This is a genomic window from Sphingobacterium sp. SG20118 (genome assembly GCF_044740685.1).
Lineage (GTDB): Bacteria > Bacteroidota > Bacteroidia > Sphingobacteriales > Sphingobacteriaceae > Sphingobacterium.
Genome location: NZ_CP172826.1, coordinates 2,762,363 through 2,784,991 on the forward strand (window position 1 = coordinate 2,762,363; position 22,629 = coordinate 2,784,991).

Genomic DNA, 22,629 nt, shown 5'->3' on the forward strand with positions numbered 1-22,629 from the left:
AGTTAAGGTTTGACAGTCGGTCCGTCTACGATCAGTTGACCGTTAGGTAAAATCTTCAATTCGTCTAAGAACACCATGCGTTGACTGCCGGTTTTAGCAGTACGTGCATGGTAGACACACCATACTTTGCCCTCTTTATCTTTCAATACACTGTTATGTCCTGTGCCTGACACGTATCCCCCAGTGGAGGTGTTTTTTTGTAAAATAGGGTTCGTTGAAGACTTTTCGAATGGCCCTAGTGGGTTCGAGGCCGTTGCATAACCCACAGCATAATTCTCTCCTCCGAAATGATTGGCAGAATACATCATGTAATAAAGTTCATTATGCTTGAAGAGATAGGAACCCTCTGTCCATCTTCTATTTACTTCGCCCGAGGTGACAGATCGACTCTCCCATTCAGATTGCTTATCGGCTAGCGAGGCAGGAGGGCGTAACAATAATTTGGGTTCACCTATAACATGTGAAAAATCCGATGCAAGCTCAACGCCATATATCCAACTTTCTTCTATCTCATCAAACATACCCTCCTGCTTCGCCCAATCTGCGATCTCCGATTGAACTGGGTTTTTGTAACAGCATCTAGAATAGTAAAGATATTGTCGCCCACCTTCGGCAAAGTATACATTACCGTCAATAATGGGATATCCTGGATCAAATAACGGGCGACCAGTGATATCTATAAATGGTCCTGTCGGACTTGTAGACGTTGCAATGCCGATCCTATAATTTTCCAGTTCCTCATTGGGATTATCTTTCCAATGAGCGCTATAAAACATATAATACTTCCCGCCTCGTTTATATACTTCTGGAGCCCAGAAGTCTTTGGTTCCCCAGCTTTTTTCTTGCCGAGTTGTGTACACTGTTCCCTTATTTTCCCAATTTTTTAAATCTTTAGAGGCATAGGCTACAAATCCATTTTCAACTCCTCCTGTACCATACATATAATAAGCGTCGGTATCATCATCATAAAGTATAAATGGATCACCAAAAGCAACATCCAACGGATTGTTTGATTGGGCATGTAAAGTGGAAATAAATAGCAAACAACATCCAATCAATAAGGATAAGCGTAAATTTTTAATTATCATATTTCATTTTTTTAAATACAGGACTATGCTCCAGCGATTGTCCTGGTTTCTCCCGTTCCAATCTTTGGCCACCCTGCTGTCCATATTACTTTATCTAACATCAACATACGTCGACTAGCACCACTCGATACCTTTCCTTCATGCTTTTGAATGGCATGGTAAAGTAGCCAATCCGTCCCCTTATCGTCTTTTATGATCTTACTATGGTGTCCTGGTCCTACAATTTTATCATTCCCTTGGAGCACAACTGTCCCTGCCCCCCGCGTATTGATATCTTTTCCGGATCGATCTAAATAAGGTCCCTTCAACGATTTAGATCGTGCTACTAGAACATGGTACTTGCTATTTGCACCCTCGCAACAACTTCCTTTTGACCCAAATAAATAGTAATATCCGTCCCGCTTGTGTATCATAGCTGCTTCCCAATCTCCAGCGGCTACTTTAAACTTCTGTTGTAAATCAATCACTGCTGTGCCGTCGGATGTGAGCGGAATACCGTGTATACCTTGAGAAGGACCGTCACCAAAGCTTCCCCAAAACAGGAATTTCTTGTTCCCTTCTTCGTAAAGTGACGGATCGATAGAATTGGGCACCTGAACTTCACTGCTCACAAACAATTTACCCCGATCCTCGAATGGTCCATCTGGATTATTTGCTACTGCCACCCCAATTCCTGGATCGGGATCTCCCCATAGCGAATAAGAATAGTACAAGACATACTGATTATTTATCTTGTTGATATCAGGTGCCCATAGACCACCCCGATCTTTCCAATGAGGTTTATCTTGAAATACATTGGCCACTTCTTTCCAATGAACCAAGTCTTCAGATTTTAAAATAGGCATCAATCGATTCCCTTTACCATCTCCCCAATTATCTTCGGTTCCATAGGCATAAAAAGAACCCGTTTTTACATCTCTTATGACCGTAGGGTCTGCCAAAATGGGCTCAAATACTGGATTCATATATTGACTGCTCTTGTCTCCTGCAACATGAGCCTTACGATCAAATACACCACAGGAATACGTCATGGACAATATCCCAATCGAATAGAGTAAAAAGCTATAGTGTTGTCTTAATTGTATATCCATATCATACTGTATACACGCAGGACCTGACACATAAATAATGTTAATTACCTAATTATCAATATTTTCCTTTGTATTTTTTGTTTTTTTTATATATTTGATTATAATTGCATTGGGTCCCAATAACCATTCAATGTAAAACAAAAATATAGAATAAGCCTTACATAAAAGTGCCTTTTTTATTCAAAATAAACCCAAATCGTATCATTTATGAGGATTAAGTTATTTTTTAATACTGACTTTGATGTATATAAAGTTTATTGATGAAATTACAGATTTACCTAAGAAAAAAATAAAAATTATGATACAAATTCCTTATCGACTATTAACACTTACATGCTTATTACTTATGTTATCCCTATATAGTAAGGGCAGCATAAATGATAGGCCTATTCAGCAAATCGACAGTAAACTGCCTATTGCAGACCCTTATGTATTGTTTCATGAAGGTAAATACTATGCGTATGGTACCCGAATCGATGGTTTTGAAGTGTATATTTCTGAAGACCTAAAGCACTGGAAACGAAGCAAAAATCTAGCCCTCTCTCCTCAAGACTCTTGGGGTACACGCTGGTTTTGGGCACCTGAAGTGTACTATGTAACCTCCAAAAAAAAGTTTTATATGTTCTATTCCGTTGATGAACATATATGTGTTGCTTCCTCCTCCAGCCCCGAGGGGCCTTTTATTCAAGAAGAGAAAAAACCTATTATTGCCGAAAAGGGAATCGACACTTCTCTTTTTTTAGACGATGACGGGACGCCATATTTATTTTATGTCCGTTTTACAGATGGAAATGTAATTTGGATGGCGGAGATGAACGATGACTTACAAAGCATAAAGAGCGAAACTCTTACGAAATGTATTAGCGTTAGTGAGCCATGGGAAAAAAAACAAGCTACAGTTGCAGAAGGTCCGTCTATCATAAAAAAAGGTAACACGTACTACTTAATTTACTCCGCCAATCATTTTGAAAGCCAAGATTACGCCGTAGGCTATGCAACAGCAAGTTCTCCCAAAGGTCCTTGGAAAAAATATAGTGGCAACCCTATCCTTAGACGAGACCACCCCTCAGCATCTGGACTAGTAGGTACAGGTCATGGAGCTCCATTTATAAGTGCTGACGGTGGCTATAAATATATCTACCATGCACATGCCAGCAACAGCAGTGTAGCGCCACGTACAGCTTTCATCAATGATATCGTGTTTTCATCTGATGGTATTATCAGCATCGTTGGAAAGCCAATCAGACCGGTGGTTGTGCGATAAACTATCTTACAACAAGGTACTTTTAAGACTCCAACTTAACGTTTAAACATGTGGAGAATAAGTGTATTATTCTCCACATGTTGCGCAAATCATATTCGATTTATGAAATGCCCCTTACATCCTATCGCGGATGCTGTATGAAAGGTTTTGTGTCGAAATTGAGCACTCCAATCACCCAATGATAAGTTTTCTAGAGATTGTTTCTTAGATATTCTTGAAACTTATCTTGAAACTGCAGACCACTGCCTACTCTATATTTGCTCAACTTGTTATTTAGCGTCAGCCCCCATAGTATGAATTCGGTCAGAAAATAACCATCTTCCGGTGTTGTTTGTGGCTGGTATTGCTGTATCAAACTGCGGATAGGTGTCACTTCGTCCAATACGCGCTCGTAATCTGCATCTGTAAGTTCATCGGACAACTCAATACCATCCGATTCGGAGAAACCAACGAACAATGTCATCATACGGATAGCGTTCAGTTTCCTTTTCAAACTTCTCAATCTTGGGAAATAGGGTAAGAAACAGACTTTTAACAGCATCCTCAATCAACTGAAGCGCGACAGCAGCGGCTCCCTCCTGCTCTCCTTCATAAACGAGCTCAAGTTTACCAGTTATAGCGGGCACGATACCCATAAAATCGCTCAAGCGTACTGCCGTGGCTCTTGATCCATTTTTGAGCATACGCAATTCAGCGGTGCTTAATAAATTTTGAAATGCTGTAATGCTCATACGTGCACTGACACCACTTTTTTCATCAACATATTCGCTATTGCGCGCTTCAAAACTGATCTGCTCAATCAATTCACGCGCCAATTCAGGAACGTATATGTGGTCCTTTTGTGCAGCTTCCAAGTTAGCTTCTTGTGCAGTAATGGTCTTCGCGATCTCAACTGATGCGGGGTAATGTGTCAATATCTGTGATCCTATTCGGTCCTTTAGGGGCGTAACGATACTTCCCCTGTTGGTGTAATCCTCCGGATTTGCGGTGAACACAAACTGTACATCTAACGGAAGGCGTAATTTAAATCCGCGAATCTGGATATCTCCTTCTTGCAATATATTGAAAAGTGCTACCTGTATTCTGGCCTGAAGATCGGGCAGTTCATTAATAACAAATATCGAGCGGTTCGCTCGTGGAATCATGCCAAAATGAATCACGCGATCGTCCGCATAGCTCAATCTCAAATTTGCGGCTTTGATAGGATCGACATCACCAATCAAATCTGCTACAGTGACATCTGGCGTTGCTAGTTTCTCTGCAAAACGATCACTTCTATGCAACCAATCTATCGGTGTTTCATCACCCTTTTCCTTTAAAAGTTCAACTGCATAGCGCGATATCGGGCTATAGGGATCATCATTAATCTCTGAGCCTTGTACCACGGGTATATATTCATCCAACAGATTAACCATAAGCCGGGCTAGGCGTGTCTTCGCTTGACCGCGAAGACCAAGGAAATTAATATTATGTTTGGAGAGGATAGCTCTTTCAAGTTCTGGAATAACGGTATCCTCGTATCCATACACTCCGGTAAATACGGTTTCGCCGTTGCTTATCTTTGTAATCAGATTCTGACGCAGTTCTTCTTTTATGGTCTTAGGTTTGTAATCAGAAGTCTTCAGTGCGCCAAATGTTGTAATCTTCGTGTAATCCATATGTTCTTATAATAAAGCGCAAATGCTGCGCAAGATGTATATCCTTTTATCGTTCAATTAATTGTTTATCGTATTCTTTTTCTGCGATTCTCTTCATAATCCTCAAAAATCATTTCGCCGAGATTTCCTAGCCCTGTATAGTATGCCTTGCCCTGATTTGACGCCGTAAATTCGTCGACAAACTGTTGCAGATAGGGGTCTGAAGCGATCATAAAGGTTGTAATGGGTATGCCCAGCTTTCGGGCTTGTGCTGCCATGCTATAGCATTTGCTGGTGATAAAAGGATCCAAACCCATAGAATTCCTATAATAAGTTCCATCCGGCATGTTTAAACAGCTCGGTTTTCCGTCGGTAATCATAAATATCTGCTTGTTTGCATGCCGCTTGCGTCGGAGTATTTCCATCGCTAACTTCAAACCAGCGACAGTATTGGTATGAAATGGTCCCACTTGCAGATAGGGTAGATCTTTTATCGCGATAGGCCAAGCATCATTACCAAAGACGATAATGTCAAGTGAGTCTTTAGGATAACGTGTCAGGATGAGTTCTGATAAGGCCATGGCCACTTTTTTAGCAGGTGTGATCCGGTCTTCGCCGTATAGAATCATACTATGGCTGATATCGATCATCAACACCGTACTCATCTGTGATTTGAACTGCGTATCTTCGACTACCAGATCATTTTCTGATAAAGCGAACTCCCCTATCCCATGATTAATCTGTGCATTTTTCAGGCTCTCGGTCAAGGCTATTTTCTCGAGACTATCTCCATATTGATAGCTTCTGAAATCGCCCATATTTTCGTCACTGCGTCCTTGGTAATTGGTTTTATGATTGCCTGACTTTCCTTTTCGCATCTTTCCAAAAATCTGATCTAACGCATGTTGTCGTAAAGCTTTTTCCAACTTTGAGGTAATATCTAAACCACCATTGCCACCTGGTTTCCAATTTTTCTCTGATATATCCCTTATTCTTCAGATCTGCAATGAAATCGTCTATAGTATACTCTGGGGTGGTCAGTTTGAACTCTTTGTCCAATTGCCGTAGCCAATCGATAGCTTCATCAAAATCACCTGAGGTGTGGGTAATCAGTTCTTTGAAAATATCAAATAATTTATCAAAAGGCGTTTGAAACGGTTCGTCATATTGCTTAAAGAAAAAACCCTTATTTCGTTTAATGCTTTTCATGGATTGATTTTATTAGCATGAAGAAGCTATTCGCATCGTAAAACCGGAATAGCTTCGCAGGCTGAATTTACGAAATAATAATCCTTATAAAGAATCATATGTCCTTAAAGATTTGAAGAAAGTCTTTTGCAGAAAGAGATGTTTATCCGCGGTTTTTATTGTATGCAGCTTAGCATTTTCCATTTCTTCATTTGCTCAATCAAAAAGTCAGTTTGATGGTTAAGACGTAACAGGCTAACATATCGATGTTCAAGTAGTGGATAAAAATACTACGTTTTCCTCTTTAGCTTAATTTTTATTAAATTGCTATTCTTTAGTTTTTATTACAATAATATACAACCAATGTGGACATTTACGGTGAAAAATAAAATTAAGGCTGCGATGTTGTTTTTCTCCGTCCTTTGTTTGGTGATGTTGACCAATATTCAGGAGCAACACTTGGTCAAAAGAATTAACGAATCGGTGACGTCTTTGTATTCGGATCGCTTGGTGGTGGCTGATTATATTAACAAGCTTTCAAATCGCATAGAGAAATTGCTTATCTTATTATCTGCAACTAATTATTCATCGAAAGAAGTTAATTTGGAATTGGAAAAAATCAATCAACTCAATACTCTTTATGAAAAAACAGTCCTTACCGATAAAGAAAATGTCAATTTTAATGAATTTAAAATCTACATTCAACAAATAACACAAAATGTTAATACCACAGATCATGTTAAAGCTATAGAAATAAGCAAACAAGCACGTCAAACTCTGGAGACATTATCGTCGATTCAATTGGAGGAAGGAAAAGTAAAGTTAGACGAAGTAATCAGTATGACAAGTACGAGTAGGTTAATGTCTTACATCGAAATTGTGATCCTAATCATTATTGCTATATTAATTCAAATTTTGGTGTTTTCCGCTAAAGTTGACATGGGTGCAAAAGTTCCAAAAGATCATAATCTAAACTAATTGAAGGGTGCAAATTCATATCCATAAAGAGACAATAGCTACTACTCCAGACTGCAATTCTCACTTATCTACAGCTTCAAAAACAAAATTTTTGGTAGCGCGCAAATCAAAATCACGATGCGAAGCGGGTCTGAAATAGAACATAAACGTTACTTATAACAATCAACGTTAAAAGATTATAAGCATTTTCAATCGTTTAGAGCACAAATGAATGTAAGTAAAAACTTATGTTCCTATTTTATTCCTATGAAAATTATTATGTATGTTTGTTTTAACGATAATCATTCAAACCTAATCCAAATATGAACTTCTATTTTTCAGCTTTTTGCTTTATAAGCAGCTTAGCGTTTTCCTTATCTTCATGTGCTCAATCAAAAAGCCTGTTCAATGGCAAAGACTTAACAGGCTGGCATATCGATGTTCCAGAAATGGACAAAAATACGACTGTAAAAAGTCCTTTTCTTGTCAGAGACGGGATGCTGGTAAGCATGGGTACACCAAATGGTCATATTATAACCGATAAATCGTATAAGAATTATAGTCTGGATGTTGAATACCGTTTTGCAGGCAAACCAGGAAATTGTGGCGTACTGGTGCATGCCTCCACCCCTCGCGCACTTTATGAAATGTTTCCAAAATCTATTGAAGTACAGATGATGCATGAAAATGCGGGAGATTTTTGGTGTATTGTAGAGGATATTAAAGTGCCAAATATGGTTGAGCGCCGTGGTGAGCAAGCTGAATGGGGCATTACAGAAGGTAAAAAACGAAGAGTTTTGAATCTTACCGATCATTCGGAGAAACCGCTTGGTGAATGGAACAGCATGAGGATTGAATGTTTAGACCGAGTTATAAAAGTATGGGTAAATGGCGACCTTGTAAATGAGGGATACGACTGTACAGCAAACAGTGGACAGATTGCCCTGCAAGCTGAAGGAGCTGAAGTTGAATTCCGTAAGGTTTTACTAACTCCAATAACTCATATTTCAAAATAAAAAGATAATAATAGTTCTTGCAAATTAACAAAACTCACACTTTCCTGTGAGTTTTGTTAACACCTAATATTCTTATTTAGAACTTTACAGGATAGCGCATCACGATTCATAATCGGGACGGTAAAAGGCTCAAACTAACTGCCGGCAGTCGTTACAAATGGTTGTAATCTTGAACAGGATTACGATATCATGTAAGCTCATTCCTTTATGCTTAGGTTTCAAAACATAATGCTATAAATCTATTTTGTGATTTGCAAATCGCAAAATACATAAACCCCTTTGACCCTATAGTCAGGAAATTTTCACAAGGTTTGATTTAGATCCAAATTTTCTAAATAGAAATTTAAATTCGCCTGAAGCATAATTATATCTATTAAATTTCCTAAATTAGGGTAATTTAATCAATTAACCGATGAAGTACCTACTCTTAATGGTCAGTTTGTGTGTCCAAGTGTCTGTGGCGCAAAAGAAACCAACAGTTCATTATATCGTAAAACAAAACAGTAGTTTCAACCGAAATGCGGACGAAAAAACCTATTATATTGCACTAAAAAAGGTAAAGAAGCTATCTCACCAAGGGGATCTAATGGAAATGCGCATAGCTGGTTTTGAGAACAAAAATGGAAACCGTATATTTTCTACTGAAGACTTGGATAAAGGGGAGAATTTCTTGACCTCGACTTCAGCGATTTCCAATATCTATGGTTTGATAAGACCATTTCAATTTATGGTCAATAAAGGAGTGGTAAGCATAGATACACTTAAATGGAAGGATGAAATAAAGCAACAACTTACTGCATGGGAAATAAAAGATGATATTGCTAAAAATGTCTTAAGCAGTACGTTTTCAGACTACAGATAAGCTTCTAAAAGCTCTCTATTTTGCAGAAATATCAGCGTTGGATGAACATGGATTGAAGACATCAGATATTACAAAAAATAGTATTGTATATCATTTCGTAAAGCAGGATAAATCGGTAATTTTAGTCAACTATTCACAAAGCGATAGCTCTTCAACAATGGAAGGAAGTACTAGCTTTGATCCTAAAACGCACCTTGTACGAGGTGAAAATCGAAAATCTAACTATTCATTTGTAGATGAGAATGGAATGAATATAAACAGTCACTTTACAAGCTCAATACAACTCGTTAACAAATATACGGCACCAGTAATTGAAAATGATTATTATGATATGCTCGTAAAAGGTAGTTATTGGAGCAACGCAGTAAATACTAAAGATAAAACGGATAGTATTAAATTACAACGTTATATAGATCTATACGATCTAAAATATGCCGGCAACCGCGATTACGTGAAAAATAAATTAGGGCTTTTACAAAAGTTGCAGAATAAACAGTACTATATAGCCTTAGCATCAATATCTCCAAAGATGATAGCCGGAACTTATCATCTCAGCAACAAGGTCTCATTCAATAATATCTCAGACGACGACTATAAAGAAATCATACCACTCCTGAATGATACACAACTCTTCGATTATCTGCAACATTCGCTAAGCCAACATATAATGTCTCTTGATAGTGTCTCTTTGCAAAAGCTGCAACTTATTGCCAATCAATTTAGCGATAGAGAGCGAGTAGCGGCTAGTCCGATGTACCTTTGGTTGGCAGCAATGCAAACACAGGATATAGATAGCCTTAAACAAATTCAAAATGAAGTGCTAAATTTGGATGACGCTTACTGGAATCAGGGAAATGCCAGTCGATATGCTCTTTTGATTCAGAAGCTTCTTTCTGAACATGGAGGATATGACCCACAGATGATGCAGCAAATCATCGATAAAATTGGTACTCTATATGAAGACGAGTCAAATAAGAAACGGTTTCTACAAAAAGCACATTTGGCTTATGCATATTATCTAGCATATCAAATGACGCCAGTAGACCAAGAAGATCGGGCTGTCCTTTTATTGGAAAAAGCAGCCTACTATTCTCCAAAAAATGGAACTGAAAGGGAATATGGAAGTTTCTATGATCGCGTATTTTTGAAGTCAAAAGAAAACTACAATGAGGATTACCTTGCTTTATTAAGTAAGAAGGGCAAGAAGGATATTGCTCTTCAAAGCTATATACAGGAATTTCTTAATAATCCTGCTAGTAGTTTTAAAAGCCTATCAACTTTTTATCGGGAAAATTATGATGAGAACAGTTTCAGTAATTTTTTCAAGAAAGAGATTGTTCCCAAACTTGCAGATGCGCCACCTTTTTTACTTAAAGATATTCAGGATAACGATTTCTCATCCGCGCAATTTAGTGAAAAATGGACCGTCATCGATTTTTGGGGCACCTGGTGCGGTCCTTGTGTTGCAGAAATGCCCAAACTAAACAAATATTACTTGGCGCTAAAGGAGGATAAAATGAGCAAAATTGACTTTATGAGCATAGCTTGTAACGATACAAAAGAAAAAGTGCAACGTTTTTTATCGAACAATAATTATGAAATACCCGTGCTGATGTCCGACTCCCAAGTAGAACAAAACTATAAAGTGCGTGGATATCCAAGCAAATATATTATAACACCAGAAGGAAAATTGATTCCTACGGAATTTGGATTCGACTGGGAGTCTTTGGTTTCGGAGTTATCCAAGCTATATACAAATGAGATTTCCTGAACCAAATGAGCTGAAGGAAATGATCACCGCAATCAATCTTGTACATTTGAAATTATAAGCATATCAAATAATCATATGAAACATTCTCTTTTCGAACTAATCAAATATGCAGCATACTTGATGCTACTTTTCTTTGCTAATCCAATTAAAGCTCAGGAAACGATTGTAACCTATCTAAAAAAAAATAGTGGATTCACTTCAATTAAGGATTCAGCTGCTTATACAAATATATTACGTGTAAAACCTAATGAAGCTGGCTTACATGAATTGAATGATTACTATCCTAATGGAAATCTAAAGCGCCATGGGTGGGTTAAGATTGCTGATCCGCGCAGGCTATTCTTTGAAGGTCTTTTGGAGACGTACTATGATAATGGAACCTTAGAATCTACTACGACATATGCCGAAAATAAATTGGCAGATACCGTGAAAAGATATTATAAAAACGGAATTTTAAAAGAAAGCAGAATTTTCTTCAAACTAAACGAATCCCCTAATGAGTTCTTATCTACTGACTTGAACAGCCGGTTAATCCATTATGCAGATTCGACAGGTACTGTCCGCATAAAAGATGGGAATGGTAAAATAGAGCTCAAAAATGGTCAGGATGTTGAACGTGGCAGCTATTTGGGAGGTCTCCGTGCTGGCTATTGGGAAGGTTCTTTTAGTAAAACTAAATATCATTTTAAAGAGTCGTATGACAACGGTGTCTTGACCAAAGGTACAACAACTGATAGCCTAGGAAAAGAACACCCTTACGAACACCGGGAAATACAACCTGAATATCCGGGGGGAATACAAAAACTAATGATGTTTGTAGGACAGAATTACGAATTTCCAAAAGAAGCATTAGAGGCTATGGTTTCCGGTCAGGTGATGATTAGCTTTGTAATAGATAAAACAGGTGTACCTGTTGATTTTAAAGTAGTAAACGACCTTGGCTATGGCACAGGAGATAAAGGTATTGATGTCATCAAGAAAGCAAAAGAATGGACACCCGGCTACCAACGCGGTATTCCAGTTCGTGTACATTACTTTTTACCCATCCGATTGAATTTAACTCCAGCACCTAAAAAATTATAGTGTTCTACTTTGCATTTGTTTCAAGACAGCTTGCATTTGACGATAAAGTTCTTTGTTAGACTTATGATGGTGAATGGCTTGTTGCTGTTCGAACTCTGCTTGAGCGTAGAAACCGACATGGTATAACAATTGGGCCAATGTGTGGTGGTATCGACCATTGCCTGGATGCTGTGCGATTGCTTTCTGTTGCCAGCGAATTGCATCAAATAGAGCTTGAATATTCTTTTTTCCGAAATTCAGAATTTGCTCAGAACCATAATTTAAGTTCCGTGCTTGTTCATCTTTATAATATTGACGTCTTTTGTCAGCACCTTGATTAAAGATTGCTTGCTCTGCACTATCCAGAACAGTCTTAAGTGGAGAACCTTTAATGTGTCGAGAGGTTACAAAATCTATTCGCGCCATGGAATCAGGATCAATCTGATAAAAACTATTATCATAATAGTTTTTTGCCATCGAAATATAATTAATTGAGTCTCTCATAAGACGAGTATACTCTAATGGGTGAAATCTTCTTGAACTTTCTCCGCGTAAATAATTCGATTCCCATGTATTATAAGCAAAATAGCCAATATTTTGTGCTAAAGAAATGTCTTTCTTGTTCAATGCTTCCCTAAATGTCTGTTGAATTATACGGTTATTTATTTTCTTGCGCTGTGGTGCCGGTAATGTTGCATAAAGACTATCCACCATTTTGTCGTTGGTATGGGTTAGGAGATAATTCTTGCTATTGTATATGGGGCCACTACCTAGTAAAAATATGACCGTCTCAAAATTATTCAATTCCTGTATGGTAAGCTGTGCAAAATAATCACTCAAGACCTGCTGATCGGTATATAAGTCCAAACCCTGATATTGTGTCAGCAATTTTGTCAATAATAATCTATTTCGGATACCCTTTCGATATTGCGCTATCAACTTGCCAAGGGTCTCGCCTTGGGCAATGGTATGAGCAGAATCAATGAGCTGCATTAAAGCACGATCATCTTTTATCGGAAAATTGTGTCGTAAAATAGGGTACCCATCCTTATCGGTAAAAAGATATATCGGAGAACTGAGTGAAAAAGTCTTATTTAGCGGATGGTTAATATCATCTCGTTTAAGTTCTACCTCTCCTGTAATAAATTTTTTGTGAATCAAATCTATTGAAGTTTGAGAAATGGGGGTTTTAAAAGGTAAAAACTGATCGCCATTATTGTGAATGACAAGAAACATGGGTTTGTCTTCTTCCTTTGCTTGATTTAAAAGGTCTTGGTAAATCTTATTCTCCGGAAACCTAGACTGAGCAGATACTGAAAACAAAAATATCCAGCTTAAAAAGAACAAAAGCGTAAATTTGAGAAGAGACTTTTCCATCATTTGATTAACGGGTTAAAATTGTACTCTAATATAAAAAAAACAATCGTTATATGCCACTAATTGTATTGTTGCACGAAAAAAATGATAGACCACTAATATTAAGTAACATAAATCGTAACAATCTTATCACTTGATAAAAAGGATTCTATGGAAATCTTAAAGTTTATTAAAAAAGCTTTAATTTGGTTATACCAAACATATCGTAAAACACCTTTTAAATACTGATATAAAGCCACAATGATTACTGAAGTGCCCCCAAAAAGTTAGATACTTATTGGGGACATTTCAGCAACAATCCACACTCATGAATACAATGTGCAGTTATTCGGGAGCACTCCGACACCTCTTTTCTGATGGATCACCTATAGACCTAGTATTGAAGAAGGATTTGATTTTTTAAATGTTCGCTTAGACTCATCTGCTAACTTTTGAATAACATAACCATCCTCGATGATTAGAATAGATAAGCCTAAAGCGCTATTCTCTCTATTTACGACTATTGAGGCTTCTCTTGCTATTTTACTTAATAATTGAGGTTGTTCTAATTCATCATAAAGAATGAGAAATTGAATCCGTTTCTGTGAAACAAATCGCCTTGAACTTCAAAATTGGTGATTTGGAATTAACAAACGATCCTGACTTAACACATTATTCGAAAGGTGTAAAAGTACTGGCATGGAACCGTGAAAAAATCTAAATATCGCATTGCAAATTGAAATCACGATACATGGTGAAGATAAATGATATTGCATATGATAATCGTAGTTCACCATTTGTAATGTCATTTTAATGTCATGAAATTATATGTCATAATTTCATGATAAATTTTAATATATCTTCATTCTATGAAGTGGTCGATTATATTATTAAGCATATTAATTATGCAATCTTGTCAAATAACTAATCTAGGTAAGAAAGATAGGCATTCATTATATATAAATACTACTATTCCAGCATACTCATCATTAGTAATTTCGACTGAAAATGCGAAGTCATTTTCATTTGAGGCTTTAGCTAAGTCCAATGGTAATATCACATTGAAAACTCATGATACCGAACTAAATATGGATCAGGATAATAAATATGCTTTAAATGTTGATGACAGTGAGCATGTAAAGTTCACAAATTCATCAAATCTTACTCGTGTTATTAAGGTGAAGATCTTCAACCATTCTGCCAAAGTAATTCAAAACATAGAGCAACTATAACCTAGTAAGGGTGGACAAACTACTGAGCGTGCTATGCCTTATTTTTTTTAGTCATACAAATTTCTATCTGCAATGAAAGCTAATATGTGAAGACGTAATCAAGGTATCCTTATCAGAATATTTTTCAATTAGTCCCGATAGTAGCCTTGATATTTATTTCTTATTTTTGGGTTTCAATCCTAATATAACATGAAAAATAAGGAGATAGAAAGGATTATTGTTGAACGATATACTACAAATTGGGCTACGGAGTTTGAAAAACTAAAATCAGTCCTTAACGATTATTTGAAAACTCTCATATATAGCATTGAGCATGTAGGTAGCACAGCTGTGCCTGGTCTTTCAGCTAAACCCATTATCGATATAGATGTTATCATCAACAATAAAGATGGATTTGATAAGATTAAAACTATCCTTGAAAAACTAGGTTATACTTATTGTGGTGAAATGGGAATTCCTGGTAGAGAAGCTTTTAAAAGAGATTCACCATTAACACCTTTTGATGGTTCGGGTTACCAATGGCATCAACATCATCTGTATGTTTGTCTTGAAAATAGTGACAGTTTAAATAATCATTTACGGTTAAGGGATTATCTGCGTACGCACCTGGAAGAAGCTCAGGAATATGGGAGATTAAAAACAGAACTAGCAGCTCGGTATCCCAATGACATAGCTCGTTATGTAGAAGCAAAAACAGCTTTCATTCTTCAGATTCTAGAAAAGGTAGGTTTCAATCAGGAAATCTTATCAAAAATCGAACTGCAAAATAAAGCCCTTAAACCAGAGGCAAAATAGTTCAAATATACCAATCCATAAATCCCTGTTTTCAGCCATATTAAGCTAATATGAATAATAATATCTTTGTTAAAAAGAAACAAAAAAATGAAAACTATATTTCGATTCTTCATTTCATCCATGGTTATTGCTTTTGTTGGGTGTAATCCGCGAAACAAAGCGTCTGAAACTAATAAAGTAGAAGCTGTGGTTACGCAAAAAAACATAGCATTAACCGATTTCAAAAAGATTAAAGGTGTAGATAATGTACAAGATGTACCATTTCAATTATTTACCAAGCTTGATTCTATTCAGTTTTTTGTGGCTCCCAATAAAGATTCGGCTCACCTAAAAATTGCTTATAATAAGCTCGATAATTATTATGGATTTAAAGAATTTGATGACTTCTATTCGATTCATTATAGCATTAGTAATAATATTTCGAATAGCATTGAAGCTTTTGTTTTGAAGTCAGAATTCACCGCAGCATTTGACTTGACTTTACAAGGTGTAAATCTTTATGAGATCAGAAGTAGCGTATTGAAAAAGTCACAAGATTTTGAAAATAAATCATTCAGTAAATTCGGAACGATAACAGAAGTGTCAGAACAAGAATTTAAAACAGCTTCTAAAAATCGAGCCGATGAAGTTTTAGTGAAAAATCCGCAAGTAAAACTGCAAGATGGAAACTGGGTGTATACTGAAAACGCAAAAGAAATCATGATTGTACAACATGAGAATATCATTACAGAAGATGGAATTTTATCCAATGAATATATAGGACAGTCTCCTTCCCTTGATTTAGAGGTTTTCAAAGAAAGCTCAGCAGAAGCATACGATATGTACTATTCGTTTTATAGTGTAAAACCCGAAGCAAATTTCAAAACATTTACCGGTGGTTATCCACAAGTTATCCCGAGTAAAAAATGGATTTCCTATGTCAATTCAAATAATAGTGTAGGAAGTGATTTTGCAATCAACAAATACTCGGAGCAAGTCTCTGATCAAGAAGACCTGTTGTATATAAACTTTACTAACTTCAAAATTGCAGACCAGACAAAAGCTTTTTGGGTGGATAATGAAACCTTTTATGCCGAAGTTTATCCTACAAATTCAGCTCCATCAAATGGGAAAAAGCAAAAGCCTGCTTTCATAAAAATTCAGTTGAAAGCTACCCTACTTTAATTAAGGATTCTTCTCAATAGCAATAGTATCACTTAAACTATGTTAGTGAGATAATTAGATTATAATGCCTATAAGAAATCCCTTCTTACGAGTGGATTCCTATTGAAGAGCGTCTATCATCTTCTTTTTTATTTCAATTTATTTAGTTTCCTGCGGCTGGCTTTTGGTAAAGATAAAGTAATTAAATAGCAATATAGATGCCGCACGTTTTGCTTTTGTGTTTGCGGGAGTAAGGTAGACTTCAATCTCACTATTTTTGAGCAATCCATTTTTATCCCAGGATAGATCCTTACCCGAACTGTTTATAATAGTTCCGTCCTCTTTAATTATTGAAATTACATTTCCCTCTGCGTCAGTAAATGTTTCACCTGTCATCTTAGCTAGTAGGTTACCCTTACTATCTTTTAACTCGCCATTTGTTGAAAGCACTCCAACTTCCTTTCCTATTGCAGATAAATGTCCTTTTTCATTCATTGTTAATGCATCTTTGGTATTTGCATCTCCAATTGCAATTTTTTCCAACACTAAAGTAGTGACACTCGTATCACCGACTAGGGAAGTTTCTTCTTTTGGCTGGATTACGACTGCTTTGTTATCAATGGCTCCATTGCTAGATAAAAAAATAAAGAGTAAACCAGTGCTCGCTAAAGTGGTGAAAATTCTTTTCATAATCATAAACTCGGTTAATGCTTACTCTATACAGTTTTCAGCTACCCTGTTTTATTTCAAACCCTAATATACAAATTATCAAAGAATTAACACAAGTTACTATTACATTATTTATATTCCCCAATAGTTGTTTTTTTTCATTGGTAATGCTACTTGCTAACCTTTCAATAAGACCATCGTTCTGCATACGAAAAGCGTAAACCGAATATTCTCTGGTGTTATTAAATTTTTAGAATCATTAGTGAAAAAAATCGCCATGTGACAATCTTAAATTTTATTTTCTATCGTATTTCAAGATGTTACACCATCTGTTTAATACAGAACATTGCTTACAGCAGTACATATGCTTTTTTGCCCATTGGAATTAGATATTCACTCTATTTAGAAAATGAAACTCTTTATCAATGTCATTTCACAGAAAAATAATCTCGCTAATCTTCTTACAAAGATTGAACAACGCTTACAGTCCAAATTGTACTTAAAAGAACTTAGGGTTCTATGAATATTGGGATTGGCTTAACACCGTGACCGGTCGACTTGATTTATTAGTTAGCATTCCATAAAAAAGAGCATCTAGGATGATGCTCTTTTTTATGGAGAAAATATTATTAATTTTATCCAGCTAAAGCTTCTTTTACAACAGATGCAAGTGGAGTAGTTGGACGACCTATCAAAGCAGACAGCTGTTTTTCATTATTATACAAATCACCATTTGCCGCTCCAGTATCAAAACTTGCAATAGCTGTGGCTAATGCTTCTGGTAAACCAGCTCCAATTAAAGCTGCTGCATAATCTGATTCACTTAAGTTTTTATATGGAATAACTTTTCCTGTTTGATTTGATACCTCAGCCGCTAAATCTGTTAAAGTATAAGCCTCATCACCAGCTAATTCATAAATCTTATTTTGTTGATCCAAACTGGTTAAGACAACTGCTGCTGCTTCGGCATAATCAACTCTTGCAGCAGATGATATCTTACCCTGTGCTGCGCTCCCAATTAAAGCTCCGTTTTGCAAAGCTGCAGGAATAGAAGCAGTGTAGTTTTCAGTATACCAGCCGTTACGTAAGATAGTAAATGCTATTCCAGATAATTTTAGAGCTTCCTCAGTCAATAGGTGCTCGTTTGCCAATACCAATGAAGAAGTATCAGCATGTAAAAGACTCGTGTAAACAATCCATTCTACCCCTGCGTTTTTTGCAGCCTTAATCACATTCTCATGCTGAGTCTGACGTTGTCCAATTTCATTTCCAGATATTAATAATAAATGATTGACCCCTTTTAAAGAATCGGTCAAAGTCTCTGGCTTATTATAGTCAAACAAACGTGATTCAATACCGAGATCAGCAGCCTTTTGAGTGTCGCGAACTAGCGCAATTAAATTGTCGCTTGCAGTTTTTTCTTTTAATTTTTCTACAACTAGACGTCCTAGATGACCAGTTGCACCTGTAATTCCTATTTTCATAAATTCTATATTGTAATAATTATTGTTACATTTAAAGCCAAAAAAATTAGCGGAACTTCTTTGCGAAGTTTTCCAATGTCAACCCTTTTAACGCGTTAATAACCAGTTGATCTGTGTCAGAAAACAACTTATCCAATTCCTTATTAATCTGTTTACCAACGGGACACTGAGGATTTGTATTCAAGTTCTTTTTACCTAGTACTTCTGTATTCTTCACTGCCACATAAATATCTGCTAAGGAAATTTCACTACTCGATTTGTTTAAACGTGAACCTCCCTCCTTGCCTTTACGTCCTATAACAAACCCCGCATCTTGCAACGTACTCAATTCTTTCCTCACCATAGCAGCATTGATATTAATACTACCCGCAATCCAATCCGAATTCACCCAATCCTCGCCGCTATCGGCTAATAAAGTAAGTATGTGTAGGGCCGTTGAAAATCTTGTATTGTTCATATCGATACAAATATAAAAACATAATTTTCAATTGTAATACTTTTTATTACAATTGAAAATTATATGACATTATAAATATAATTCACGTAAAACAGAGATATATTCAAGAAAAAAATACAGCGAAGAATACAAACAGAATTTATTCTGCGATACAAGCAGTACTTTATTAAGAGTGCTACTTGTATTGTAATTTAGCTTCAATAAAAAAACGAAGACATCGATACCACTAAAAGAATTTTGAGAATAAACCTGGTTTTTTCCAGGTCTTTTTGTATTCATCTGCCAGAGCAGCATGATCACTATAGCCCAATACAAGGTCAAGACGTTGATGCGCTTGTTTCAAATCGCCACTGATATATAAAGCATTTGCGACCAATAGATGAACTTCTTCGGACGTATCATCATATCCCCAATCTTCAGTCTCATAGATATGCGCTAATTTATTGGAGTACCTAAGCAAAGGCTCAATTTGGTTTTCGACTGCAAATAATTTGATTCCATATAGCAACCATTGTAGATATTCTGGTGCGTCAAATGTTTCTTCACAAAACAAATCATGCGTTGTAAAAAAGTCAATTCCTAATGAATACTCCTCCATAAAATAATGACTTTTCATGATCATATATAACGTTTTTGCTTTATCAAAGGCATTGATGATAAATTCCTTCTTATTGGCTAAGTATAACAGAGCCATATGGTTGACGTTTTTGTAGTCGTCCAGTTCATTGTAAATTTGCATCAGCACATAGGGTGGATGTGGTTCGTGCGGATATTGCTCGGCAATAAGAGTATAATAAGCTATCTTAACCTCTTGTGATTCATCTTCATAAATATCATAAAGGATTCCTTCTACAGCATTTTTCGCAGCTTCATAATCTCTAAAATCATAATCGGAAATATCTGGATTCACGACATAGTGATGATAGATTTGAGATAACAAATTCTGTGCTTCATCAACACTGTTTTCAGTCTCACCTAAGCCATTCTTGACAATTAAATAATCCGCTTGGTGTTTTAGATATAGATAAAAGTTTGAACTTTGTGCTGTATAAATGCTAAAGAATTTTGTTAACGCAGCTTTTGCATCGACATAATCTTCTTGTTTTATTAACGCATCTAATAAAGTATGATGGAGTTCTTCAAATTCACTATGTTGCAAGCCAATAGTTGTCACATCGATTGCAGTCCCATAACATTCATGTTTAATAAGTACTATACCATAATTATTGCAGCACATGGCCCAATTGTGTCTGGTACCTAGATAATCACTTTCATACCTATCCTCTTCAAAATACGACTGGAAAGCATGAAAAGATTGTTCATAAAGCCCCGATAACATTGCTTGAAACAACGCAAGATCCTCTGGATCTGTAATTTCCTCAGCAATAAATTCGCTGAGTTCAACGCCGTCATTGTAAAGGTCCCGAGGTAGATCTTCAAATGTTGGAAGTTCCAAGTCAATTGCCCCCGTTGCTAAATACTTAGACACAAAATAGCGCCTCCAGGTTGTAGATGTTGTTTTAAGCTCAATTGCTTTGCTCAGGAGTGGTAATGCTTCTGCGTGGCGTGCTTCTTCATGTAAATAAGTTCCTGCAAAATGATACGGAGAAAATTTATCGGAATGCCTATCCATTAGCCTAAGCGCATGGTGATAATAAAAATCAGCTTTTAAATGCAACCTTTCAAAATGATTACGCTCAACGATTAACTGGAAATAAAATACGTCATCATCAACAAGTCCATTTTTAATCAGTTTATCAAAACGTTGGTGCCATTTCACTAGCCCATTCAAAACATCCTCTTCATCATTTGCACCTCTGATCAATTTCAATAAGATAGCTTTTGCCACTGCGATATCTTCATTTTCGAAAGCTATTTCTGCAAGATATAGGTAGTCGCTGTCATTGGCGCTGGCAAATTGCTGTATATGATCTGCTATAATCTTAACGATTTCATTGGGAGATATTAATTTCTTTTCCTGTAGCAGATAAATCTTCTTCATCAGATAGATCGAATTATACTGATCCCGCTGCTCTCTATCTGCTGTAAAATATGTGCCAAAGAAAGACATTCCTTCGTCCAATGTTTTCAAAACAGCTGATTCTTCTCCAACAGATTCATAAATCCTAACTAAGAAATCATAACCAGAAGCTGCATGGCTAGAATCTTGGATTAAACGTTGCGCATAACCGATATAATCGTTACTATTTTCGGCCGCAATGTGTCTTTTGGAAAGATTTATATAAGCTAAATTATAATCATTATTCAACGTATAATTTAGCATATGTTGTAGTGTTTCTGAATTTTCGGGCTCGAGGTTTATTATTTTTATAAGATAAGGAACCGTAAATTGATTCATCGTGTCATATACAAGCTCAGGGTGTCCAGGATAAACATAATCGTGATGTGCAACGGCCATTAAAAACAATACTGCTGTATCGTCAGGATGATTTTTAAGATGTTGCTCTCCTTCTTCGATACATTGTGCTAGATCACCTCTAGTATATAAATCTTCTAACTCCGCTATGTTCATTAGTATCTAATTTGTTTGTATAATGATTTTACATTTAAAATATCATAAACAAAGTTAGTGAATGAACAGCTTTCAAAAAATCCCCAGTTTCAGCTACTATTTTAAAAAGCGAATCTTCTTATCTTTGATACAACGAAAAACTTCTGTTAAAAATGAATTAATGCATTCAGATATTATTAATTGGACTTTAATGAAAAACAAACCGACCTATTTCGGCCTATCATTTATATTTTTTTTAATGATCGATTGTCAGACAACCAAAGCTCAAGAAATATTAACTTCCTGTGTTGATACGGTTGAAACCTATCAGTTAATAGGCAAAAACAGGTATTATTATGAAGATGAAATGGGTGAGTTCTTCGGATTAAAAGACGGTGATGATCATATTTTGACTCCTGCCATCTATTATAGCATGACATTTTTTAAGGATAATGTCGCTATTGTAACAAATCAAAAAGGAAAATATGGCGCTATTGATTTAAATGGTATTGAAATCATGCCTTTAAAATACGATTATCTCAGTTACGACAGTAAACTTAATCAATATATCTTCAGCGAAAATGGGAAATATGGCTTGATTGTGGACGGTAGTATTGTTATTCAACCTAGGTATGATATGCTAACCTTTATGATCGATGAACTCGCTACTTTTACTATAAATGAAAAGTTAGGATTAATAAACCAAAAGGGAGAAATTGTAGTGCCAGCTAAATTCGAAAATATAGAAGAAAATACAAATGAATTATTCACAGTTGTAGAAAATGGACATATCAGTCTTTATGATATAAAAACATTAAAGCAGTTAGCTTCAAACTATGATTACATGAATATTCAAACTAATGACCAGTTGATTTTAGCTATGAAAGATAGAAAATATGGATACTTAAATAAACTAGGAATGGTCGTTATTCCTTGTAAATACACCTACGCCTCTGTTTTTACCGAAGGCACTGCTAACGTGGCTCTTGATGAAGACCTGAATGACTTACACCAGATCGACATCAATGGTCTTCGTTATTAATAA

At 36.2% G+C, this 22,629-nt stretch carries 21 protein-coding genes; 10 read left to right on the forward strand and 11 right to left on the reverse strand.

What is annotated here, in order from left to right; genetic code table 11:
• Positions 1 to 2: 2 nt before the first annotated feature.
• Together ACFX5U_RS12890 and ACFX5U_RS12895 are read right to left on the reverse strand one after the other, a co-directional pair.
• Positions 3 to 1,088: a glycoside hydrolase family 43 protein gene (locus ACFX5U_RS12890; protein WP_400260969.1), complete on the reverse strand. Its 1,086-nt coding sequence runs from the start codon at positions 1,086 to 1,088 to the stop codon at positions 3 to 5.
• A 23-nt stretch (positions 1,089 to 1,111) separates the two neighbouring features.
• On the reverse strand, positions 1,112 to 2,179 hold the full coding sequence (locus ACFX5U_RS12895) for a family 43 glycosylhydrolase (RefSeq protein ID WP_400260970.1): 1,068 nt from the start codon (positions 2,177 to 2,179) through the stop codon (positions 1,112 to 1,114).
• A 298-nt stretch (positions 2,180 to 2,477) separates the two neighbouring features.
• Between ACFX5U_RS12895 and ACFX5U_RS12900 the strand changes: the two genes are divergently transcribed.
• Positions 2,478 to 3,443, forward strand: a complete 966-nt coding sequence (locus tag ACFX5U_RS12900; RefSeq protein WP_400260971.1) for a glycoside hydrolase family 43 protein — start codon at positions 2,478 to 2,480, stop codon at positions 3,441 to 3,443.
• 190 nt (positions 3,444 to 3,633) lie between these two features.
• On the opposite strand, the gene ACFX5U_RS12905 is transcribed toward ACFX5U_RS12900, so the two are convergent.
• The 4 genes from ACFX5U_RS12905 to ACFX5U_RS12920 form a co-directional block, all read right to left on the reverse strand.
• Positions 3,634 to 3,909, reverse strand: a complete 276-nt coding sequence (locus ACFX5U_RS12905; RefSeq protein ID WP_400260972.1) for a hypothetical protein — start codon at positions 3,907 to 3,909, stop codon at positions 3,634 to 3,636.
• Positions 3,866 to 5,101 carry a sigma 54-interacting transcriptional regulator gene (locus tag ACFX5U_RS12910; protein WP_400260973.1) on the reverse strand — a complete coding sequence of 412 codons (1,236 nt, stop codon included), beginning with the start codon at positions 5,099 to 5,101 and terminating at the stop codon, positions 3,866 to 3,868. The genes ACFX5U_RS12905 and ACFX5U_RS12910 overlap by 44 nt, the downstream gene beginning before the upstream one ends.
• A gap of 65 nt (positions 5,102 to 5,166) precedes the next feature.
• A complete protein-coding gene (locus ACFX5U_RS12915; protein WP_400260974.1) occupies positions 5,167 to 5,958 on the reverse strand; it encodes a VWA domain-containing protein in 792 nt (263 codons plus the stop codon).
• A complete protein-coding gene (locus ACFX5U_RS12920) occupies positions 5,930 to 6,289 on the reverse strand; it encodes a hypothetical protein (RefSeq protein WP_400260975.1) in 360 nt (119 codons plus the stop codon). Before ACFX5U_RS12920 ends, ACFX5U_RS12915 begins: the two co-directional genes overlap by 29 nt.
• 342 nt (positions 6,290 to 6,631) lie before the next feature.
• On the opposite strand from ACFX5U_RS12920, the gene ACFX5U_RS12925 reads away from it, so the two are divergent.
• From ACFX5U_RS12925 to ACFX5U_RS12945, 5 genes are all read left to right on the forward strand, one after another.
• A complete protein-coding gene (locus ACFX5U_RS12925; protein ID WP_400260976.1) occupies positions 6,632 to 7,246 on the forward strand; it encodes an MCP four helix bundle domain-containing protein in 615 nt (204 codons plus the stop codon).
• A gap of 302 nt (positions 7,247 to 7,548) precedes the next feature.
• Positions 7,549 to 8,241 carry a DUF1080 domain-containing protein gene (locus tag ACFX5U_RS12930; protein ID WP_400260977.1) on the forward strand — a complete coding sequence of 231 codons (693 nt, stop codon included), beginning with the start codon at positions 7,549 to 7,551 and terminating at the stop codon, positions 8,239 to 8,241.
• A 412-nt stretch (positions 8,242 to 8,653) separates the two neighbouring features.
• On the forward strand, positions 8,654 to 9,103 hold the full coding sequence (locus ACFX5U_RS12935) for a hypothetical protein (protein WP_400260978.1): 450 nt from the start codon (positions 8,654 to 8,656) through the stop codon (positions 9,101 to 9,103).
• 37 nt (positions 9,104 to 9,140) lie between these two features.
• Positions 9,141 to 10,874, forward strand: a complete 1,734-nt coding sequence (locus ACFX5U_RS12940) for a TlpA family protein disulfide reductase (protein ID WP_400260979.1) — start codon at positions 9,141 to 9,143, stop codon at positions 10,872 to 10,874.
• Positions 10,875 to 10,949: 75 nt separating this feature from the next.
• A complete protein-coding gene (locus tag ACFX5U_RS12945) occupies positions 10,950 to 11,957 on the forward strand; it encodes an energy transducer TonB (protein ID WP_400260980.1) in 1,008 nt (335 codons plus the stop codon).
• Here the strand turns inward: ACFX5U_RS12945 and ACFX5U_RS12950 are convergent.
• Positions 11,952 to 13,316, reverse strand: a complete 1,365-nt coding sequence (locus ACFX5U_RS12950; protein ID WP_400260981.1) for a tetratricopeptide repeat protein — start codon at positions 13,314 to 13,316, stop codon at positions 11,952 to 11,954. The two genes, ACFX5U_RS12945 and ACFX5U_RS12950, sit on opposite strands and share 6 nt — an antisense overlap.
• Before the next feature lie 845 nt (positions 13,317 to 14,161).
• Here ACFX5U_RS12950 and ACFX5U_RS12955 point away from each other — a divergent pair.
• The 3 genes from ACFX5U_RS12955 to ACFX5U_RS12965 all read left to right on the forward strand — a co-directional run bounded on the left by ACFX5U_RS12955 (position 14,162) and on the right by ACFX5U_RS12965 (position 16,483).
• Positions 14,162 to 14,524 carry a hypothetical protein gene (locus ACFX5U_RS12955; protein ID WP_280566945.1) on the forward strand — a complete coding sequence of 121 codons (363 nt, stop codon included), beginning with the start codon at positions 14,162 to 14,164 and terminating at the stop codon, positions 14,522 to 14,524.
• Between the two features lie 189 nt (positions 14,525 to 14,713).
• The gene (locus tag ACFX5U_RS12960; protein WP_400260982.1) at positions 14,714 to 15,319 is read left to right on the forward strand and encodes a GrpB family protein; all 606 of its coding nucleotides are present in this window, start codon (positions 14,714 to 14,716) and stop codon (positions 15,317 to 15,319) included.
• Positions 15,320 to 15,406: 87 nt separating this feature from the next.
• Positions 15,407 to 16,483 (forward strand): hypothetical protein, encoded by a 1,077-nt coding sequence (locus ACFX5U_RS12965; RefSeq protein WP_400260983.1) that lies wholly within the window; start codon positions 15,407 to 15,409, stop codon positions 16,481 to 16,483.
• A 138-nt stretch (positions 16,484 to 16,621) separates the two neighbouring features.
• Here the strand turns inward: ACFX5U_RS12965 and ACFX5U_RS12970 are convergent, their stop codons facing one another.
• The 4 genes from ACFX5U_RS12970 to ACFX5U_RS12985 all read right to left on the reverse strand — a co-directional run bounded on the left by ACFX5U_RS12970 (position 16,622) and on the right by ACFX5U_RS12985 (position 21,605).
• Positions 16,622 to 17,152, reverse strand: a complete 531-nt coding sequence (locus ACFX5U_RS12970) for a hypothetical protein (protein WP_280566939.1) — start codon at positions 17,150 to 17,152, stop codon at positions 16,622 to 16,624.
• Positions 17,153 to 17,766: 614 nt separating this feature from the next.
• Complete coding sequence (locus tag ACFX5U_RS12975) at positions 17,767 to 18,615, reverse strand: SDR family oxidoreductase (RefSeq protein ID WP_280566937.1); 849 nt, start codon at positions 18,613 to 18,615, stop codon at positions 17,767 to 17,769.
• 46 nt (positions 18,616 to 18,661) lie between these two features.
• Positions 18,662 to 19,072, reverse strand: a complete 411-nt coding sequence (locus ACFX5U_RS12980) for an Rrf2 family transcriptional regulator (protein WP_038698992.1) — start codon at positions 19,070 to 19,072, stop codon at positions 18,662 to 18,664.
• Between the two features lie 226 nt (positions 19,073 to 19,298).
• Complete coding sequence (locus ACFX5U_RS12985) at positions 19,299 to 21,605, reverse strand: hypothetical protein (RefSeq protein ID WP_400260984.1); 2,307 nt, start codon at positions 21,603 to 21,605, stop codon at positions 19,299 to 19,301.
• Positions 21,606 to 21,765: 160 nt separating this feature from the next.
• On the opposite strand from ACFX5U_RS12985, the gene ACFX5U_RS12990 reads away from it, so the two are divergent.
• Positions 21,766 to 22,626: a WG repeat-containing protein gene (locus ACFX5U_RS12990; RefSeq protein WP_400260985.1), complete on the forward strand. Its 861-nt coding sequence runs from the start codon at positions 21,766 to 21,768 to the stop codon at positions 22,624 to 22,626.
• The last annotated feature ends 3 nt before the right edge of the window (positions 22,627 to 22,629 follow it).

What these genes read in the sequence shown, in the direction of transcription:
- ACFX5U_RS12890 (WP_400260969.1), bottom strand. Translation starts at nt 1,088, where the DNA reads ATGATAATTAAAAATTTACGCTTATCCTTATTGATTGGATGTTGTTTG.
- ACFX5U_RS12895 (WP_400260970.1), bottom strand. Translation starts at nt 2,179, where the DNA reads ATGGATATACAATTAAGACAACACTATAGCTTTTTACTCTATTCGATT.
- ACFX5U_RS12900 (WP_400260971.1), top strand. Translation starts at nt 2,478, where the DNA reads ATGATACAAATTCCTTATCGACTATTAACACTTACATGCTTATTACTT.
- ACFX5U_RS12905 (WP_400260972.1), bottom strand. Translation starts at nt 3,909, where the DNA reads ATGATGACATTGTTCGTTGGTTTCTCCGAATCGGATGGTATTGAGTTG.
- ACFX5U_RS12910 (WP_400260973.1), bottom strand. Translation starts at nt 5,101, where the DNA reads ATGGATTACACGAAGATTACAACATTTGGCGCACTGAAGACTTCTGAT.
- ACFX5U_RS12915 (WP_400260974.1), bottom strand. Translation starts at nt 5,958, where the DNA reads ATGCGAAAAGGAAAGTCAGGCAATCATAAAACCAATTACCAAGGACGC.
- ACFX5U_RS12920 (WP_400260975.1), bottom strand. Translation starts at nt 6,289, where the DNA reads ATGAAAAGCATTAAACGAAATAAGGGTTTTTTCTTTAAGCAATATGAC.
- ACFX5U_RS12925 (WP_400260976.1), top strand. Translation starts at nt 6,632, where the DNA reads ATGTGGACATTTACGGTGAAAAATAAAATTAAGGCTGCGATGTTGTTT.
- ACFX5U_RS12930 (WP_400260977.1), top strand. Translation starts at nt 7,549, where the DNA reads ATGAACTTCTATTTTTCAGCTTTTTGCTTTATAAGCAGCTTAGCGTTT.
- ACFX5U_RS12935 (WP_400260978.1), top strand. Translation starts at nt 8,654, where the DNA reads ATGAAGTACCTACTCTTAATGGTCAGTTTGTGTGTCCAAGTGTCTGTG.
- ACFX5U_RS12945 (WP_400260980.1), top strand. Translation starts at nt 10,950, where the DNA reads ATGAAACATTCTCTTTTCGAACTAATCAAATATGCAGCATACTTGATG.
- ACFX5U_RS12950 (WP_400260981.1), bottom strand. Translation starts at nt 13,316, where the DNA reads ATGATGGAAAAGTCTCTTCTCAAATTTACGCTTTTGTTCTTTTTAAGC.
- ACFX5U_RS12955 (WP_280566945.1), top strand. Translation starts at nt 14,162, where the DNA reads ATGAAGTGGTCGATTATATTATTAAGCATATTAATTATGCAATCTTGT.
- ACFX5U_RS12960 (WP_400260982.1), top strand. Translation starts at nt 14,714, where the DNA reads ATGAAAAATAAGGAGATAGAAAGGATTATTGTTGAACGATATACTACA.
- ACFX5U_RS12965 (WP_400260983.1), top strand. Translation starts at nt 15,407, where the DNA reads ATGAAAACTATATTTCGATTCTTCATTTCATCCATGGTTATTGCTTTT.
- ACFX5U_RS12970 (WP_280566939.1), bottom strand. Translation starts at nt 17,152, where the DNA reads ATGAAAAGAATTTTCACCACTTTAGCGAGCACTGGTTTACTCTTTATT.
- ACFX5U_RS12975 (WP_280566937.1), bottom strand. Translation starts at nt 18,615, where the DNA reads ATGAAAATAGGAATTACAGGTGCAACTGGTCATCTAGGACGTCTAGTT.
- ACFX5U_RS12980 (WP_038698992.1), bottom strand. Translation starts at nt 19,072, where the DNA reads ATGAACAATACAAGATTTTCAACGGCCCTACACATACTTACTTTATTA.
- ACFX5U_RS12985 (WP_400260984.1), bottom strand. Translation starts at nt 21,605, where the DNA reads ATGAACATAGCGGAGTTAGAAGATTTATATACTAGAGGTGATCTAGCA.
- ACFX5U_RS12990 (WP_400260985.1), top strand. Translation starts at nt 21,766, where the DNA reads ATGCATTCAGATATTATTAATTGGACTTTAATGAAAAACAAACCGACC.